This window comes from Ornithinibacillus sp. FSL M8-0202 (assembly GCF_037975285.1).
Classification (GTDB): Bacteria; Bacillota; Bacilli; order Bacillales; family Amphibacillaceae; genus Ornithinibacillus; species Ornithinibacillus massiliensis.
Genome location: NZ_CP150248.1, coordinates 2751891 through 2769275, shown reverse-complemented (window position 1 = coordinate 2769275; position 17385 = coordinate 2751891). Strand labels below are relative to the sequence as shown.

Genomic DNA, 17385 nt, shown 5'->3' with positions numbered 1-17385 from the left:
CCCTCCCTTATACGCGGTTTACGGTTTCTTTAACTGCTTGGATAATATCCGGTACTTGTGGTACATGGGCCTTTTCTAACTCGGGGTTATATGGAATTGGTGATTCTGCACCACCTAAACGTTTGATTGGAGCATCAAGAAAATCAAATGCTTCACTTTCTGCTATAACACTAGCAATCTCCCCACCGAATCCGCCTCGTTTGACTGCCTCATGAACGACAACAACACGACCAGTCTTCTTCACTGATTCCACAATGGTATCCTTATCTAACGGTACAAGGGTGCGTGGATCAACTACTTCCACACTAATTCCTTCTTTTTCAAGCTCTTTTGCTGCTTCCATTGCTTTATGCACCATAATCGCAGTAGCAACAATTGTTACATCTGTCCCTTCCCGCTTTATATCCGCTTTGCCTAAAGGAATAGAATATTGCTCTTCTGGAACCTCTGAACTAGTTTTATATAATAATTTGTGCTCATAGAAAATAACTGGATTCTCATCATCCATTGCGGCTTTTAAAAGTCCTTTAGCATCGTAAGCAGTTGATGGCTGTACAACTTTTAGACCTGGTATGTGAGCGACCCATGCTTCTAAACTTTGCGAATGCTGTGCGGCTGCTCCGGTACCAGAACCACTTGGAGTTCGGACTACCATCGGAACTTTCCCCTTTCCACCATACATATAGCGAATCTTCGCTGCTTGATTGACAAGCTGGTCTAGAGCTATCGTAATGAAGTCTGAGAATTGTAATTCTAGTATTGGACGCATGCCAGTTAAAGCTGAACCAACAGCCGTACCAGCAATTCCCGCTTCACTAATCGGTGTATTACGTACACGTTCTGGCCCAAACTCTTCAATCATGCCTCGAGTTACACCAAATGCTCCACCATATACGCCAATGTCTTCCCCTAAAATATAGACATCTTCGTTTTTTCGCATTTCCTGACTCATCGCTTCACGTACTGCTTCTAAGTAAGTAATTTCTCTCATTGGTATTCCCTCCTATGCATAAACATCCGTTAATAAATCATCCAGTGTCGGTGCAGGACTTTGTTCTGCAAAAGTAACCGCATCTTCAATTTCTTTTTTCGCTTCCAGACGAATATCTTCTGCCTTTTCTTCCGTTAGTAATCCCGCTTCGATTAATACTTCCTTATAACGTTTTATTGGATCCTTTTTACGCCATTCTTGTTCTTCTTCGCGGGTACGATATTTCTTCGCATCACTCTTTGAATGACCTTTCCAACGATATGTCTTTGCTTCAATTAATGTTGGACCTTCTCCTCGTTTCGCACGTTGTATCGCTTCATCTGTTACATTCATCATTTCAATAATATCGTTACCATCGGCAACAACGCCTGGGATTCCATAGGCGTGTGCTCGGTCAGCAATATTTTCTAATCGTATCATCTCTTTTACGGAACCTGACATACCGTATTGATTATTTTCACAGACAAAGATGACTGGCAAATCCCAGATAGCAGCTAAATTGACTGCTTCATGGAAGCTTCCTTCATTTGTAGCTCCATCTCCAAAGAAGCAAACTGTTACATAATCTTGCTTTTTCATTTTAGCTGTTAATGCCGAACCAACAGCCAACGGTATACCACCAGCAACAATCCCATTTGCCCCCAGATTCCCCATATCTACGTCAGCAATATGCATGGATCCACCCTTACCTTTACAGTAACCAGTAGTCCGGCCAAACAGCTCTGCCATCATTCGATCAGGGGTCGCACCCTTAGCAATACAGTGTCCGTGTCCACGGTGAGTACTGGTGATTTTATCTTCTACAGATAGTAACGCACACACACCAGCAGCACTGGCTTCCTGACCTACGGCTAAATGTGTCGTACCATGAATCATGCCCTTTGCAAAAAATTCATCTACTTTTTCATCAAATAGACGGATTAACCACATTTGTTTGTATAGGTCTAGTAGTTTTTCTTTAGTTATAACTTCTGGAATGTTTAACACATTGCTATTGTTCATTTTACCTCTCCTTTACATTTGTTTTCGCTTGTTACTTTTGTAAAATTTAATGTAATAAAATATGTTTCACCTTTATCAAGCAAAACATATGTTGTATTTACTATAGTTCATACATCCATAAGGAGTGTTAATCCAGTTGAAACTCTCTATCTTGCAATGAACGTAATTTCCAGATTGTTGATTCTTTTGTTTGTTCAACATCATCGTAAGTGATAATATCACCTTTTTTAATAGAGCGTTTAAGCATAACATTTGAGTCTACTAGACCAATAGGAAGTGCGTTAAGAGATTTTGCTTCTGTTGCCTTCAACAGCTTACCATATACGGTATATCCACCAATGCTATCTAAATATTCCCCAGCTTCTAGATCCCTTTTAGCTACTGTGACAGTTTCTCCTTGTATCCCTTTATATGGTGCTATGGTTGCTTCATTATCGAAATAAGCTTTTGCAATCGATAATGGTGTTTCAAGACTTGTTAAATGGTATGGACGATATAGAACATAATTCGGTCCATCTCCCATTTTTAAATATTTCATTTCCGCATTAACTTCTTCTTTGTCAGAAGCGATAATAGCAAACACCCCAGGAGCAATTCCGTTTATAAATTCAACTACTCTTCTACCGTTCAATTTACCACCTTTGTCTTTTTCCAAGAAGATACCAGGAAGTTCATTTACAGTAGCTTCAAATCCATGCATTCCTGGCTGATCTGGTAAAAAGCCAGTCGCATTTGCTACAGCGTTCATTTCTACCATCGTTTTTGTACCATCTTGGAAAGATGCTAGCATTTTCGGTGATGCTCCCTTTAGTTTTGCCTCTTCTTTCACTGTTTCTGGATTAGCCTCTAAATTTAATGGATTATTTTTTCCTTTCCCTAAAGCAACTATTTCAAATCCCATAGCATCTGCAAAGTCATATAATTCCATTATCGCACCAGGTTCATCTCCAGCGGACCCCGTGTATACTATTCCACTTGCATCAGCCATTTTCTTAAGTAATGGTCCAACAGTGACATCTGCTTCTGCATTAAGCATAACAATATGCTTACGATTTAAAATCGTATCCCAAGCTATCTCAGCACCTATATTTGGAACACCAGTAGCATCAACAACTACATCTACTTCTGGCAATGTAGTAACTAATTGCGTATTAGTAGTAGCGACAACTTTATTCTCTTGTACCGCTTTTGATGCATCTTTTGCATCCTCGGTAACTACTATTTCATTTGCTTCTATTCCAGCGTGTTTATAGGCATTCGTAATATTGTCGATAAATAAATCTGCTGTTACAACTACTCGCATACCTTTCATACTTTCAATTTGGGAGATCATCCCACGTCCCATTTGCCCTGCACCAACTAAACCAACTTTAATATACGAACCTTCATTTTCTAGTTTTGCTAGTTTTCTATTAATATTTAACATCTACTCCACTCCCCTTTGTTGTATTTATTAACCCCTTTGAAAGGTAATTTTTGACTTTGTACGAATATCTGGAATTTCCTTCTTTTCTAAACAAACAGTTCCAGGAAGATCCGCCTGCATTTCCCCATTGAAATTAAAGGTTGCATGTCCTAATTCTTGTAACGTTTCATTTACTTTATTACCAACAAATAAGATTTTGAAGCTCTCACCATCTATTACCATCTCATCTCCTGCTTGGATCTCTTCCATTATGTTTCGTGAATTATGAATGACAGAAATTCCTTTCAAATCTGCTGGTACCGTATCATTAAATAAAATCATCATCGATTCTTCAAACATTAAAGTAGCTTCTTCGCCAACTTCAACAACATTTAACTCTAAATATACACTCATCTTTTCACCCCTCAAACGAAATTACAAATGTAACTATATGTTACATTTGTAATTATAAAGCGCTTTCTTTTTCTAGTCAAGTTATACTTCCTTTTAGCTGTACAAACCAAAGCTTGCAAAATAAGCGATAATAACTGCTATCGGTCCAGTAATAAGACGTGAGAATAAGACCGCCGGCACACCTACCTCAATCGTTTCCGGTTCTGCTTCACCCAAAGTTAGACCAACTGGTACAAAGTCTGTTCCTACTTGTGGATTTATTGCAAATAATGCAGGCAATGCCATTTGTGGAGGGATATTGCCATTAGCTATTTCTACTCCGATTAACACCCCAACAACTTGTGCAATTACAGCACCTGGTGCTAATAATGGGGAAACAATTGGGATTGCAGCAACTAAAGATATAATCAACATACCAATTAGGCTTGTGGCCATCGGAGCAACTAGATTAGCGATAAAATCTCCAATTCCAGTAAATGTAATAATTCCCATAAGTGCACTTACAAATGCCATAAAAGGTAGTATGTTCTTTATAACCGTTTCAATCGTGTCCCTACCAGACTGGAAGAATACGCTTACAACATTTCCAACCTTATTTCCTAACACTTCGATTAACTTCATAATCGGGTTCTTTTTCTTGCCCTTTTCACTGTTGTTCTCTCTAACTTTCGCTTTTGCTTCTTCTTTTAGCTGCTGGGCTATCTTCTTGTCCATTAAATTACTAGGTTGACTTTCTTCTATAGATGAAGCAGCAATCTCCTCTGCCTCTACATCCTCGATATTCCGAACATCTACTCCAGATACAAAATTTCCTTCATTAATAAACTTTAGTAGAGGTCCAGATGGTGAATTACTATATGTGTTTATCGTTTTAACACCCATTCGTGGATATACTCCACTTCTTGCAGTACCACCACAGTTAATTACCGCGGCAGCTATTTCTTCTTTAGGTACTGATTTCTCAAAACCATCAATAGCAATACCACCAGTACGATCTGCTATCTCCTGAGCGACTTTATGAACTCCACCACCAGTAACAGAAATAATGTATTTTTGCTGATCACTAGGGGTTATGATTAATGGTCCACCCCAACCGGATGGTCCCTTTACAACTTTCACTGATTTGTACTCACCCATACGACACCCTCCTCAATTGCATATTCTTCATACCTAAGCAGCATTTCTGCTTTTTAGCATACGATCTGTAATAATTTCAGTAACAATACCTCTAATTAACATAACTATAATTCCTACTAATAAGAATCGTAACGCTAATGGCCCAAGCGATAATCCTAGTTCCGTAATCCCTGCTGCAATTCCCATCCAAACAAATAATTCAGCAGGGTTGGCATGTGGGAATAGTCCAGTGATTGGATGTACAAAAGATACTGCTGAATCATAGAATGCAGGTTTTTGCTTTTCTGGTAAAAACCTCCCAAATGTGTAACACATTGGATTAGTTAAGAAAAACACAGCCAAAAATGGGAATATAGTATAGCGAAGAATAAAGAATTTAGTACATTTCTGTGCAAACTTATTAACTCTTTCCTCACCTATAAATCTAACAAGTGCATTAACTGCTGTGATTAGTACTACTAGCATTGGAATAATTCCAGTTACAAGTCCCATGAAAGTTTCTCCACCTTCTTGGAACATTCCAATAAAGCCTTCTGCTAAATGAATTAAGAAATCCATGCTTCATTCCCCTTTCCTTTGTTAATTTCTTTTTGAATCATGTCAATTGCACCGGACAGTGCATGCTTTTCTATATTATTCAAATTTTGAGAATTTTTACTTTGCAATAAGTTTTTTCCGATGAGTTCTTTACGATCTTTAAATCTAGCAAATACAGTGATTCCTTTCATCACTTTTGCTTCAACTATATCTAGCTCCTCATCACAAACTAACAATACCAACGCACCTGTACCAAATTTTTTCTTATAGTATCCTGTACCTAGGTACCCAGACTTTCTTTTAGTAAATTCTCGTATATGCTGTAAATTAGCACATTATCCCAGACATCTAATTTCACTTTAATCCAGTTAGAAATCTGAAATAATGTGCCGACTTTTTCACTTTAATTCAGTTTTGAAAATTAATATGCAAATTCTTTCAGACGCGCATTTGAAAGAAAATCCCCCTAAAAAGGGAGATTAAATGCAGGTATTAAATCCATTTGTAAAACACGTACCCTATACACTTCAAATAGGCTGAGTGTAAATGTGACTTCATTTTCAATCGTTATCAACCAGTCAGGGCTATCTTTCTCCATACAAGTTCTAAAATAACGATTCTGAATACGTATTTCAACTGACATTCCTTGTACTATTTCATAGGCTTGCTGACCAATCCATATATTCCATTCTTGCTTACCAAAATCAAAAAACATGATTCCACGACGCATCATAAACCACCCTCTTCGGCAGCCAGGCGAACAATTTCTTCATCTATTTGTTCTTTCTTCAGTTGCGCCCCATATAAAAGGCTATTGATAGTTAATGTATTAATAACTCGAGGCCATCCTTGGGACCGTAGAGCGATTGCCTCAAAGGCAGTTGCTGTGAAAATAGGCATTTTGGATCCTGCCATTTTCAAATGGTGATCAATATAGGCGGATACATCCTCTTTACTTAATGGCTGTAGTTGATACCTCATGATGACTCGTTGGGCTAATGGTCGATGGTGATTCAGATTCAGTCGCGTTTTTAAATGTGGCAAGCCCGCTAATATAAGGATAAAAGGATTCGTTGAATCCATCTGAAAGTTAAAAAGAATAGCTAGATCCTGTAAAAAGGCATCTTTTGCCATATGCATCTCATCTAGAATAAAGACAGGTGTAACCTTGCGTTCCTGATCCATTCGTTCAATTCCTTGTTGGATTTGGCGAAACAGATCCACTTTACGAAACTTCGGATCCTCCCCCAAACCGTAAGCCAATCCCCGATAAAAGTCCATCACGCCACCCGTAGACAATGGGAAGTAAACCACATGATATAATGCTGGGTTAAGGGACTCCTTAAATGACCGCAAAGTAAATGTCTTTCCAGCACCGGGATCGCCGATAACTAACCCAATCCCTTTGGATTTCCGTAAATATTCCAGTCCATTCAATGCCTCCTGATATCCTGCGGACGGGAAGGCTTCTGCTTGGTTCATATCTTTGGAAAATGGTGTTTTTGCTAGGGAATAAAATGATTTATACACGATTCATTTCCTCCCCCTGATCTGTTGTTTCCGATACGGCGAATGGCGATTGTCTTCGCTTAATATGAGCGTTGTCATGCATAGAGACTGGAACGGCTTCAACTACCTTCTTTCCATCCTTGAAAATATAGACAGCTTGTTCATCCATTCTAACTTCAATCTTTTGACCAATATAGTGAGAGGGTACCTCGTATAATTGTTTGTCCAACGTAATTGTACCATCCAATTTTACCTTTCTTTCTGCCCGTTTTAAGAAAATGGTATCTAAAATGGATAGGTCCTCTAAAAATGTGATATGATCTAGTTGGGAATGGAACACTTCGTGTGGTGTTTTCCCATCTAGAGAGGCATGTGGCTTTCGGTGGTAATCCTCCTCAAGCCACTGCCAAAAACGTTCATTTAATTCCTCTAGGGAATGAACCGGATCACTTTTTAACAGTGGATAAAAACGTGTTTGTATGGTTTTAAATAATCTCTCGATTTTCCCTTTGCTTTTAGGATCATAAGGCTGCGTGTGTGCTAATGTAATCCCTAATTGGGCACATGCATATTGCAGCGTATCAGACCGATAAATTTTGCCGTTATCCGCATAAATGATGGTCGGTTTCCCACGTCGTATCAACGCTTCCCTCGTCACTTCACGCAATCCATCGAATTTCTCGGAAGAGAAAAATTGTGCGTAAGGTACAAGCCTGGAACAGTCATCAATATATGCAATAAGAAACGTTTTCTTCGCTTTTCCATTGATTTGAATATATGGACCGTGTGACAAATCCGCCTGCCACAATACATTGACCTTATCGTGGGCAAATCGTTTCCGTTCTTTTTCTGGATGATAGCTCGTATGATATCTACCAGCTAACTTATGTTCTTTTAGGAGCCTATTGATGGTGGCGTATGAAACGTCGTGCTTTTGTATTTCCCCACGTTTAATCAGTTGGTCGTAAAAAACACTGACAGGCATATGGAGAAATTCCCTTCGTATTTCTAAAATATGATCCTTATCATCTGGCGATAGTCTTCTAGAATCCCCACGATCGGAACGCCTTTTTGGTTTCAAAGCATCAAAACCATTCCTACGGTAATGAAGAAGCCATTCTTGCATGGTTTTAGCTGCAACCTTCCGTTTCCCATAGTAAGGAACCTGGTGGATTTTCCCCTCCATTTCTTGAAAATATTCCTTTGGCTTCATTTGCCCATTCAAAAGTGGGGCAATCAAGCCATAACGAAATAAAGCAATTTCTTCCCGTGTTTTCTCATTCATGAATTTTTCCTCCTTTTTATAAGAAGGACAACCGGTTATCCATTGCTTTTATTCTACTTTTTTCATCAATAGTTTCATAGGCAAGACTTATGTGGGATTAATACTATTTTTTTATTACGAAAAATATGGTAAAATTAATTTGCCCATAAAGTATGATGATAAATGACCCCAGCTCCTTCGAAAGAAGGATGATTCTCCAAAATCAAGGATCATTTTCATATATTTTAGGGCTTCTTTTTTGAGTCTTTTTGAAAACCCCAATTGATGCCCTAAATCCACAAAAAAGCTATGTATCCAATGAAGCTGTTCATAAAAGCGTCTGACGTGCTGGGCTAATTGCTGACGGCTTTCATTCACTTTCTTCCCCTCCAAGAAACGAAGTACCCTATCAATAATCGTATGTAATGTATGTTGGAAATAAGGAATAAGAAAATCAGGTAAAATAGAGATATTGACCTTGCAAACCAAGCATTTGAAACGACAAATTGGAATCCGCAGTTCCCTTTGTTCATCTATTCCATAGCGCCAATAGAAGCCGTTACGATGAAGATTTCCCTGTGAAATGCAGTTACAATTGGGGCATCGGTCAAATGTTGGAAATTCATTCTCTTTTTCCCTTGCCCCATACTCTTCAAGGCCAATTCCAAAATTAAATGAAATGATCATAAAAAAACTCCCCCTTATAATATGCAAAAAATTTAGCATATTGTGTCAGGAAAGTACAGTAATCATACTGGAGGAATTTGATTTAAATAGGCCAATTTTGGATGGGATAAAGTGATGCTTTACAGTATATGCTTACGATACTGCTTCACTTGGAGATGAGTCAGTAAAAACTGTAATCCCCAAATTAGTGCAAAAATGATAATGAAATTACCCCACATACCAACCCTCCTTTACATCTGTAATGGGATATTACTAATGTTAAATAACATGATAAAGCGCTTTCAAATTCTTGTCAATGAATTTTTATAATTAATTCGAAATAAAAGTTAATCCTCTTGCCGTAATATCGTCTAACACTACAGTGGACAAGCATTTATGCTTTAAAGCAACATGAAGAGCTTCTACTTTATGTTGCCCGCTTACAACCGCGATTACTTCTGGTATACTTTTTAAATCTTGTAAATTAATACCAATTGTTCTATAGTTTAACGAATGTTCTACATGGTTTCCATTTACATCATAGAAGATCGAGTTTATATCACCAACCGCCCCTAATTCAATTAAACTATTTTGTTCTTCTTGACTAACATAGCCCAATTCATTCATCGTTGCATTATATCCTGGATTACCTATACCCACTATGGCAAGATCTACTGCCCTTCCTTTGAGTAAAACATCGTGTACATCCTTTGACGACATAATTCGATTTCTTAAATCCATATTTTCAACTACTGCTGGAGCATATAAATAAGAGGATGATGTGTTTAATTTCTTTGCCATTTGAAATGTCAGATGATTAGAATGGTAATGAACATTATACTGCCCCATCCCACCAATAAGAGGGGTAATGTGTACATGTCCCTTATCTTGATATTCGATTGCTTCTACCACAGCGTGAACAGACTTCCCCCACGATACGCCAATTGAATTAATCTTTTCAAGCCTTCTTTCGATATATTCAGCCGCTGCTTTTCCTATATTACGCATAATCATATCCGGTCCATCATCCCCAGTTGCAACCACAATAACCTCTTGTAGCCCGTATTTTTTTTCGATTAATCTTTCTAATCCAACGGTGTGTATTGTCTCATCCTTTATATAAATCTCCACAATATTACTTTCTTTTGCTTGTTTTAAAAGCTTAGAAATAATAGGTCTTGATTTATTGACCTTTTTAGCAATTTCACTTTGTGTCCAACCTTCGAAATAATATAGCTTTGCAACTCTAATAAGTAACTCCCTTTCTAATTTATCCATTTTTATCCCCCCGTCTTCTTTAGCACCGATAACATAATATCATAATTAATTAAAATCGTTTCACAATATTAATATATAATGAATCCTAATAGATCCGTATTGTAAACCCTTTCTTGACTATCATTACCCTTCCAGATATACTGAAACTAAATTTACAATTGTTCTTAATTAGAACATATGAACAATTATTTGTAAAGGAGATGGGCAATGAATAATTCAATTTCTTTTTCAACTCAAAATCGAAAGACAGTCATTACCAAAATGGAACAAGAGCTTTTTGATGTAATCGTGATTGGCGGTGGTATAACAGGAAGTGGGATTGCATTAGATGCTATTAGTAGAGGTTTAAACGTGGCATTAATTGAGAGAAAAGACTTTGCTTCAGGTACTAGTAGTCGTTCTGGAAAGCTGATACATGGTGGCTTGAAATATCTACAAAACTTTGATTTTCCAGTAGTCAAAGAAACTGGTTCTGAAAGAGAAATTGTTTACAATAATGCTCTTCACCTAGTTTATCCAATCAAAATGAACTTTCCTTTAATCAAAAATGAATCTTATAATCTATTAACATTAAAAGCTGGTCTAACTTTATATGATCGTCTAGCAGGAGTAAAAAAGGAAGAGCGACACAGAATTTACGGGAAAAAGAAAACGCTTCAAAATGAGCCTCTCTTTAACCCAAATACGGTTAAAGGTAGTGGAGTTTATGTTGAATATCGAACAGATGACAGCCGCTTAACGATGGAGGTAGCCAAAACCGCGGCGGAGAAAGGAGCTCAAGTTTTAAATTATGCTGAAATGACCGAATTTCTCAAGAATGAGGAAAATATAGTAAAAGGGATTGTAGTTAAAGATCATATTGAAAACAAAACCTTTACTATCTATGGAAAACATATTGTAAATGCTGCTGGTCCATGGGTTGATGTCGTTCGAAAAAAGGATAGACCCGTTACTGGTAAATATATGGTTCTAGCAAAAGGTATCCATATTGTATTTGATCGAAAGTCTTTACCAGTAAACTCCTCCATCTACTTCCAGCATAAAGGCCGAATGATAGCGGTAATCCCCATTGGTAATCGAACATATGTGGGTTCCACTGAATCAACATATAAGGAGGATATGGATGATATTCATGTAAATCTTGCAGAAGTACATTACTTACTCGGTTGTTTAAAAGATATGTTCCCGAATCTTACCTTGAGTGTTAGCGATGTAATATCTAGTTGGGCCGGTATAAGACCACTGATTGGTCAAGAGGGAAAATCACCTGCAGAACTTTCTCGGCATGATGAGATATTCGAATCCGATACCGGACTTATTACTATCGCAGGAGGCAAGTTAACAGGTTACCGAAAAATGGCAGAAAGAGTCATGCAATATATCGAGAAAAAAGAGAAGAAGAATGTAACCCCCTCTAAAACAGACACTATAAAACTGTCCGGTTCCCAGTTTTACAATCAACAGGAGCTAGAATCCTATGCAGAAAAGCTTACTGGATATTATCACGATATTCAACTAGATAAGGAGGATATTCTAAATTTAGTCTATAGATATGGTTCTAATACGGAGCTAGTTTTACAATCAATCAGCAGCTATAAACAGCTTGAAAATAGGGAAGATATGGCAATATTAGGCGAGCTTAAGTATACCGTGGAGCATGAAATGGTCACTTCTTTAGTTGACTTTTATGATCGGAGAACTAGTTACTTACTATTTGAACCTCAAAAAATAACTAGTTCACTAGATTTAGTAAGTGATGAATTAGCAAAACTATTAAATTGGACACCCGAAAAAAAACAAGAGGAAAAAAGACAACTATATTATGCCATAAGTAAGACCCTTTCTTTTAAATAAAGTATTTGAAGGAGGAATATACGTGCACATTGTAGCACTGACAGATAAAGAAACGCTTCAATATACGGAAAAAGCTATCCCAGATATTACAGAAAATGAAATTCTACTAAAAGTTCATGCTATTGGAGTATGTGGCTCCGATCTACGTATCTATAAAAATGGGGATGACCGAGTTAACTATCCTAGAGTTATTGGACATGAGATTGCTGGTGAAGTTGTTAAAATAGGGAAAATGGTAAAACGCTTTAAAATTGGGGATCGTGTTACATTAGGTGCTCATATTCCATGTGGTGAATGTTTATTCTGCCAAAAAGAAGAAGGACATCAATGTGTAAAAGGAGAGTCTGTTGGCTATCAGATTGATGGTGGCTTTAGTGAATATGTTGTGTTACCAAGAAATTTTGTTGAATATGGCTCCATCCAAAAAATCAAAGATTCTACCTCCTATGAGCTTGCCTCTTTATCCGAACCATTTTCTTGTGTTTTAAGTGGATTAAAGGAGGTAGAAATAAATGCTGGCGATACCGTTGTTGTATATGGAGCAGGTGCTATTGGATGTATGTATATTGCTGCAGCCAAAAAAATGGGAGCTACAAAGGTAATTACTATTCAACGTTCTAAGCCTCGACAAGACAAAGCTTTACAGGTCGGTTCAGATGTTGTAATAGATCCAAACTCTACCAACACATTTGAAAAAGTGATGGAAGAAACAAATGGACTTGGAGCTGATGTCGTGATTATTACCGCTCCATCAGCATCAGTGCAAAAAGAAGCACTAGAAATCGCCAAAAAAACTGGTAGAGTATTGTTTTTTGCCGGAGTAAAGCAATTGAATGAAATATCTCTAAATACTAATCATATCATTTATAAACAACTGAAAATTGTGGGAACCCATGGTGCACCTAGGAGATTACATGTTGAGGCAGTAAAGTGGATTGATGAAGGTATCATCGACTTTTCTTTCTTTATCACGCATAGATTTTCATTGCGAGAAACTGAATTAGCATTTAAAACTGCACTAAATAAAGATGGCTTAAAATGTATTGTACTTCCTTATAATTAGATAAAATCCCTTCTATCACTAGGAGGGATTTTCTGTCCAATCAAATTTCCGATTTTATTAATTCCTGAGCAGTTCGGTCGTCTGTTATTAAAACATCTAAATAACCTCCTTGAAGAGCTGCCTCAATACTTTCTAATTTATAGGAGCCTTCTACTATTCCGATAACCTCTGGAATATTTTTAATTTCTTCTAGATTTAACCCGATAACCTGTTGATTTAGTGGATGATCCAACTCATTACCAACCGCATCATAGAAGCGAGAGCTGATATCTCCTACAGCTCCTGCCTTGCGTAACGAAACTAAATCACTTTCATTTAAGTAGCCGATTTTTTCCATTGTGGAGCCTTTGAATGGATTTCCTATTCCAACGATTGCTAGGTCCACATTTTTTGCTTCCTCCAAAACATCTGCAATATCTTTTGTACTAATTAATCTTTCTTTCAAATCTAAAGACTCTACAAGTGCTGGAGCATATAAATAAGAACATTTGCTGTTCATTTTTTGGGCTAGGTTAAAAGCGAGTTGATTGGAATGAAGATGAACAAATTCGCTACCCATTCCACCTACAATTGGAACGATATGAACATCCTTTTTGCGCTCATAAGGATATTCTTCTACTACAGAAAGCAAGGTAGATCCCCAAGAAATCCCTAAGCTTTTAATATTATTTGAGCGTTTCACAAGATAAGATGCTGCCGATTTCCCTAATTGCCGCTTCACCATTTCTGGTGCAAATCCTGCCGTAGAAACAACTATTACTTCCTTCAAATTAAATTTCTTAGCTAATTTCTGCTCAAGTTCTACTGTTTGAAACGTCTCATCCTTAATATAAATCTCTATAATTCCTTCTTTTTTGGCATTATTTAATAGCTTAGATATGACAGGACGTGATACATTATATTTCTTTGCTATTTCAGCCTGTGTTTGTCCTTCAAAATAATATAGCATCGCTACTTTTACTAATAACCGTCGTTCTTCCCAACTTAACATAGTATCGCTCTTTTCTTGAATCGCATTTTTCTATCTTACCAAGATGATAAGATGTAATCTATACAGTGTCAAGATACGTAATGACTAGGCCTACATCAGGCAACGAAAAGGAGAGTAGCTAACCTACTCCCCCCACTCAAGCAACTAGTTATGAAACTTATCTCTTTTTTAAGGATGGAAAATTACTTTAACAGAATCCATTTCACGATTCGTAATCTTTTGGAATGTTGCTGGCCCTTCTTTTAATGGTAAACGATGAGAAATCATCGGTGCAGACTTTATTTGTCCGGTACTCATATAATGTATAGTTGAACTCCATTCTTTACCTGGGAAAGGTGCGGAGATGGCATTCCAAGAACCATAAACCGTTAGCTCATTACGAACGATTTTTTCAAAGAAAAAGCGTTCGATATTAATATCTGCATACGGGATACCCATGAATACGACCTCTCCACCTTTACGTGGTAGGGCGAATACTTGTGCGGATGTAATGGGAGAACCCGCTGATTCCACCGCTAAATCAACACCTCGTCCGTTTGTATGCTCTAGGATTTGTTCATGAGCAGGCTTCTCTAGTGAATTAATCGTGACATCAGCACCAAGCTCTTTCGCAATTGCTAGCTTTTTATCATCGATATCGATTGCATAAACCTTCTTCGCTCCGAAAATCTTCGCCCATTGTACTGCAAGCAAACCAATACTACCTACACCCATAATCGCTACTTCTGCACCGGGTTGAATAGTTGTACGATAGAAGCCATGTGCGACAACAGCTGAAGGCTCTACCATAGCTGCTGTGTCAAAGTCCACAGTATCTGGTAGTGGAATAACATGTGTTGCTGGAAGCTTCGTATATTCAGCATAGGCACCAGGACGATAAGCACCAATGACGGATAGCTTTTCACATCGTGCAGGCTCACCCTTCATACAGTAGTCACATTCACCACAAACAAAAGCTGGGCAGCCTGCAACACGATCACCAACTTTGACATTGGTTACCCCTTTTCCAATTTCTATAACCTCTCCAGCAAACTCATGACCAAACGTCATCCCTTCCACATATGGTCCAAGCTTACGATAGCGAGACGTATCCGATCCACATATTCCTACAGATTTAACTTTTATAATCACGTCGTTCAAATCTTCAATTACTGGTTTTGGCGTGTTCTCTTCAAAACGGAGATCTTCTACTCCATATAAATTTAATGCTTTCAAAACAAACACCCTTTCCCTTGTTGCCAATTAACTAGCTGACTTATTTTCCGTTTTCTTGGTGCTAGTGAAAAGTTTATATCCTGCAAAACCTATAATAATCGTGTTAAAAATCAGTTGATGTTCAAAGTAAAACGCACTTATTGACCGAAAAGGCCCTAACATAAAGTCTAAAAATGAATCTACCATTATTTTCCCTCATTCCTTTTCAAAGATATTATAAGCTCCATAACCAACTCGCCTTATATACTAGTTACTAGATTAGTAAGAGGATGTAGATACGCCACCACTTACAATCGCTACTGCTCCACTTGCACCGATACGATTTGCACCGGCTGCTACAATATTCACAGCATCTTCAAATGTTTTCACGCCACCTGCAGCTTTGACTCCAATTTTGTCTCCAGCAACAGAACGAAGTAATTTAACATCTTCCACTGTTGCTCCTCCACCATTAAATCCAGTAGCTGTTTTAACAAAATCAGCTCCAGCTTCCATAATTAGTTCGGTAGCTTTTACTTTTTCTTCATCCGTTAGTAAAGCCGTTTCAATGATTACTTTTGTGGTTAAACCATCAGCAGCTTTTACCACAGCGGCGATGTCATCTCGTACGACATCATATTCACCAGATTTAAGTGCACCTAAGTTAACTAACATATCAATCTCAGTCGCACCATTCTTAATCGCTTCTTTCGTTTCTTCCATCTTCACATGGGTTGTTGCTCCACCAAGTGAAAATCCAATCGGAACCCCTACTTTAATTCCATGTGGGGATAATAATTCATGTGCATAAGATACATAGTAAGGATTCACAAATACGGTTTTGAAGCCATATTCAATGGTTTCTTCACAGAATGCTTTAATATCCGCTTTCGTTGCAGTAGGTGTTAACAATGTGTAATCTATCAACTCGATTAATTCTTGTTTATTCTTTTGACATAGCCTCCCTGAAATCTAGTAATCTATTACTCTGCTGGTGTGAGTAAAACTTTAATTGCTTCACCACTCTTAATTGCTTGGTATGCCTCATCCCATTTCGTAATATCAAAGATGTGGGTAACTAGTGCTTTCGCATTCACTTTTCCTTCGTTCATTAATGCTAGAGAAGGCTCCCAATCAGCGGGCTTTTGACTTCTACTTCCTACGACACGGATTTCTTTCTGAATGATTTTATCTAAATCAAATTGAATTTCTGGATTAGCAAATAGACCAACCTGTGCATACTGACCTTTCTTACGTAAAATATCTAGTCCTTGTTTAGCAGCAGGAACTGCACCAGAGCATTCTAGTACGACATCGGCACCATAACCATTGGTTAACTCATTAACAAATGCTTTCAAATCTTGCTCCTGTGTATTAACCATATAGTCGATTCCAACTTCTAACGCTTTATCCAAACGGACTTTGTCATTCGTTAGACCAGTAATAATAACGGTTGCGCCATAGCTTTTTGCTACTTGAGCAGCTAATAAGCCAATTGGTCCAGGACCGATAACGACAACTAAATCTCCTTCATTTATTTCTGTTTTCGCTACTGCATGATAGGTACATGCTAATGGTTCTGTCATAGCAGCAGATTGGTAGTCTACATTCACAGGAAGATGATGAACACTTTCTTTACGAGCAATTAGGTATTTTGTAAATCCACCATCTTGTTGTGAACCGAGTCCTTTACGATGGTTGCAAAGGTTATAATCTTGTGTCTTACAATACTCACATTCTCCACAAATATAAAAAGTTGTCTCAGAAGTGACACGATCCCCAACTTTAAACTCGGTTACATTTTCACCAACTTCAACAACTTCCCCTGCAAATTCATGGCCTAATGTTACTGGAGTAGCCACTTTATAATGCCCTTCATACGTATGAATATCAGAACCACAAATACCTGCATATTTCACTTCAATTTTCACTTGATTTCTACCTGGTGATGGTTCAGGCTTTTCTTGTACTTCTAGATTTCCAAATCCTAATTCCGTTTTTACTAGTGCTTTCATTCTTGTTCTCCTCCTTATGAATAACGGTACAATCTAATAATTTCAGTGGGGATTATCGTTAAACC

Annotated in this window: 19 protein-coding genes; 2 read left to right on the top strand and 17 right to left on the bottom strand. The window is 37.8% G+C overall.

Features of this window, described 5'->3' with window-relative positions; all coding sequences use genetic code 11:
• Positions 1–7: 7 nt before the first annotated feature.
• The 12 genes from MKY78_RS14120 to MKY78_RS14065 all read right to left on the bottom strand — a co-directional run bounded on the left by MKY78_RS14120 (position 8) and on the right by MKY78_RS14065 (position 10203).
• The gene (locus MKY78_RS14120) at positions 8–991 is read right to left on the bottom strand and encodes an alpha-ketoacid dehydrogenase subunit beta (RefSeq protein WP_339213525.1); all 984 of its coding nucleotides are present in this window, start codon (positions 989–991) and stop codon (positions 8–10) included.
• Positions 992–1003: 12 nt separating this feature from the next.
• Positions 1004–1993 (bottom strand): thiamine pyrophosphate-dependent dehydrogenase E1 component subunit alpha, encoded by a 990-nt coding sequence (locus tag MKY78_RS14115; RefSeq protein ID WP_339213524.1) that lies wholly within the window; start codon positions 1991–1993, stop codon positions 1004–1006.
• Positions 1994–2120: 127 nt separating this feature from the next.
• A complete protein-coding gene (locus MKY78_RS14110) occupies positions 2121–3419 on the bottom strand; it encodes an NAD(P)-dependent oxidoreductase (RefSeq protein ID WP_339213523.1) in 1299 nt (432 codons plus the stop codon).
• Positions 3420–3446: 27 nt separating this feature from the next.
• A complete protein-coding gene (locus MKY78_RS14105) occupies positions 3447–3812 on the bottom strand; it encodes a PTS glucitol/sorbitol transporter subunit IIA (RefSeq protein ID WP_339213522.1) in 366 nt (121 codons plus the stop codon).
• A 93-nt stretch (positions 3813–3905) separates the two neighbouring features.
• On the bottom strand, positions 3906–4949 hold the full coding sequence (locus MKY78_RS14100; protein ID WP_339213520.1) for a PTS glucitol/sorbitol transporter subunit IIB: 1044 nt from the start codon (positions 4947–4949) through the stop codon (positions 3906–3908).
• A 33-nt stretch (positions 4950–4982) separates the two neighbouring features.
• Complete coding sequence (locus MKY78_RS14095; RefSeq protein WP_186870744.1) at positions 4983–5507, bottom strand: PTS glucitol/sorbitol transporter subunit IIC; 525 nt, start codon at positions 5505–5507, stop codon at positions 4983–4985.
• Entirely contained in the window at positions 5495–5803 is a 309-nt protein-coding gene (locus tag MKY78_RS14090) for a transcriptional regulator GutM (RefSeq protein ID WP_339217920.1), read from the bottom strand. Before MKY78_RS14090 ends, MKY78_RS14095 begins: the two co-directional genes overlap by 13 nt.
• 149 nt (positions 5804–5952) lie before the next feature.
• Positions 5953–6219 (bottom strand): DUF5348 domain-containing protein, encoded by a 267-nt coding sequence (locus MKY78_RS14085; RefSeq protein ID WP_339213335.1) that lies wholly within the window; start codon positions 6217–6219, stop codon positions 5953–5955.
• Positions 6216–7016 carry an AAA family ATPase gene (locus MKY78_RS14080; protein ID WP_339213337.1) on the bottom strand — a complete coding sequence of 267 codons (801 nt, stop codon included), beginning with the start codon at positions 7014–7016 and terminating at the stop codon, positions 6216–6218. Before MKY78_RS14080 ends, MKY78_RS14085 begins: the two co-directional genes overlap by 4 nt.
• Positions 7009–8280 carry an IS481 family transposase gene (locus tag MKY78_RS14075; protein WP_339213339.1) on the bottom strand — a complete coding sequence of 424 codons (1272 nt, stop codon included), beginning with the start codon at positions 8278–8280 and terminating at the stop codon, positions 7009–7011. The genes MKY78_RS14080 and MKY78_RS14075 overlap by 8 nt, the downstream gene beginning before the upstream one ends.
• Positions 8281–8394: 114 nt before the next feature.
• Positions 8395–8946 carry a DUF6431 domain-containing protein gene (locus MKY78_RS14070; protein ID WP_339213341.1) on the bottom strand — a complete coding sequence of 184 codons (552 nt, stop codon included), beginning with the start codon at positions 8944–8946 and terminating at the stop codon, positions 8395–8397.
• A gap of 309 nt (positions 8947–9255) precedes the next feature.
• Positions 9256–10203: a sugar-binding transcriptional regulator gene (locus MKY78_RS14065; protein ID WP_339213518.1), complete on the bottom strand. Its 948-nt coding sequence runs from the start codon at positions 10201–10203 to the stop codon at positions 9256–9258.
• Positions 10204–10410: 207 nt separating this feature from the next.
• Here MKY78_RS14065 and MKY78_RS14060 point away from each other — a divergent pair, with 207 nt between their 5' ends.
• Entirely contained in the window at positions 10411–12057 is a 1647-nt protein-coding gene (locus MKY78_RS14060) for a glycerol-3-phosphate dehydrogenase/oxidase (RefSeq protein ID WP_339213516.1), read from the top strand.
• A gap of 22 nt (positions 12058–12079) precedes the next feature.
• Positions 12080–13120, top strand: coding sequence for an alcohol dehydrogenase catalytic domain-containing protein (locus MKY78_RS14055; protein ID WP_339213514.1), 1041 nt, complete (start codon positions 12080–12082; stop codon positions 13118–13120).
• A 40-nt stretch (positions 13121–13160) separates the two neighbouring features.
• Here MKY78_RS14055 and MKY78_RS14050 read toward each other — a convergent pair whose 3' ends face one another.
• From MKY78_RS14050 to MKY78_RS14030, 5 genes are all read right to left on the bottom strand, one after another.
• The gene (locus tag MKY78_RS14050; RefSeq protein ID WP_339213512.1) at positions 13161–14111 is read right to left on the bottom strand and encodes a sugar-binding transcriptional regulator; all 951 of its coding nucleotides are present in this window, start codon (positions 14109–14111) and stop codon (positions 13161–13163) included.
• A gap of 168 nt (positions 14112–14279) precedes the next feature.
• Positions 14280–15326 (bottom strand): galactitol-1-phosphate 5-dehydrogenase, encoded by a 1047-nt coding sequence (locus MKY78_RS14045; protein ID WP_339213510.1) that lies wholly within the window; start codon positions 15324–15326, stop codon positions 14280–14282.
• Positions 15327–15353: 27 nt separating this feature from the next.
• Positions 15354–15512, bottom strand: coding sequence for a hypothetical protein (locus MKY78_RS14040; RefSeq protein ID WP_339213508.1), 159 nt, complete (start codon positions 15510–15512; stop codon positions 15354–15356).
• 72 nt (positions 15513–15584) lie between these two features.
• Entirely contained in the window at positions 15585–16232 is a 648-nt protein-coding gene (deoC, locus tag MKY78_RS14035; protein WP_339213506.1) for a deoxyribose-phosphate aldolase, read from the bottom strand.
• A 56-nt stretch (positions 16233–16288) separates the two neighbouring features.
• Entirely contained in the window at positions 16289–17320 is a 1032-nt protein-coding gene (locus MKY78_RS14030) for a zinc-binding dehydrogenase (protein WP_339213504.1), read from the bottom strand.
• Positions 17321–17385 lie beyond the last annotated feature (65 nt).

Coding starts and splice junctions, on each gene's coding strand:
- MKY78_RS14120 (WP_339213525.1), bottom strand. CDS start 991: ATGAGAGAAATTACTTACTTAGAAGCAGTACGTGAAGCGATGAGTCAG.
- MKY78_RS14115 (WP_339213524.1), bottom strand. CDS start 1,993: ATGAACAATAGCAATGTGTTAAACATTCCAGAAGTTATAACTAAAGAA.
- MKY78_RS14110 (WP_339213523.1), bottom strand. CDS start 3,419: ATGTTAAATATTAATAGAAAACTAGCAAAACTAGAAAATGAAGGTTCG.
- MKY78_RS14105 (WP_339213522.1), bottom strand. CDS start 3,812: ATGAGTGTATATTTAGAGTTAAATGTTGTTGAAGTTGGCGAAGAAGCT.
- MKY78_RS14100 (WP_339213520.1), bottom strand. CDS start 4,949: ATGGGTGAGTACAAATCAGTGAAAGTTGTAAAGGGACCATCCGGTTGG.
- MKY78_RS14095 (WP_186870744.1), bottom strand. CDS start 5,507: ATGGATTTCTTAATTCATTTAGCAGAAGGCTTTATTGGAATGTTCCAA.
- MKY78_RS14085 (WP_339213335.1), bottom strand. CDS start 6,219: ATGATGCGTCGTGGAATCATGTTTTTTGATTTTGGTAAGCAAGAATGG.
- MKY78_RS14075 (WP_339213339.1), bottom strand. CDS start 8,280: ATGAATGAGAAAACACGGGAAGAAATTGCTTTATTTCGTTATGGCTTG.
- MKY78_RS14070 (WP_339213341.1), bottom strand. CDS start 8,946: ATGATCATTTCATTTAATTTTGGAATTGGCCTTGAAGAGTATGGGGCA.
- MKY78_RS14065 (WP_339213518.1), bottom strand. CDS start 10,203: ATGGATAAATTAGAAAGGGAGTTACTTATTAGAGTTGCAAAGCTATAT.
- MKY78_RS14060 (WP_339213516.1), top strand. CDS start 10,411: ATGAATAATTCAATTTCTTTTTCAACTCAAAATCGAAAGACAGTCATT.
- MKY78_RS14050 (WP_339213512.1), bottom strand. CDS start 14,111: ATGTTAAGTTGGGAAGAACGACGGTTATTAGTAAAAGTAGCGATGCTA.
- MKY78_RS14040 (WP_339213508.1), bottom strand. CDS start 15,512: ATGGTAGATTCATTTTTAGACTTTATGTTAGGGCCTTTTCGGTCAATA.
- MKY78_RS14030 (WP_339213504.1), bottom strand. CDS start 17,320: ATGAAAGCACTAGTAAAAACGGAATTAGGATTTGGAAATCTAGAAGTA.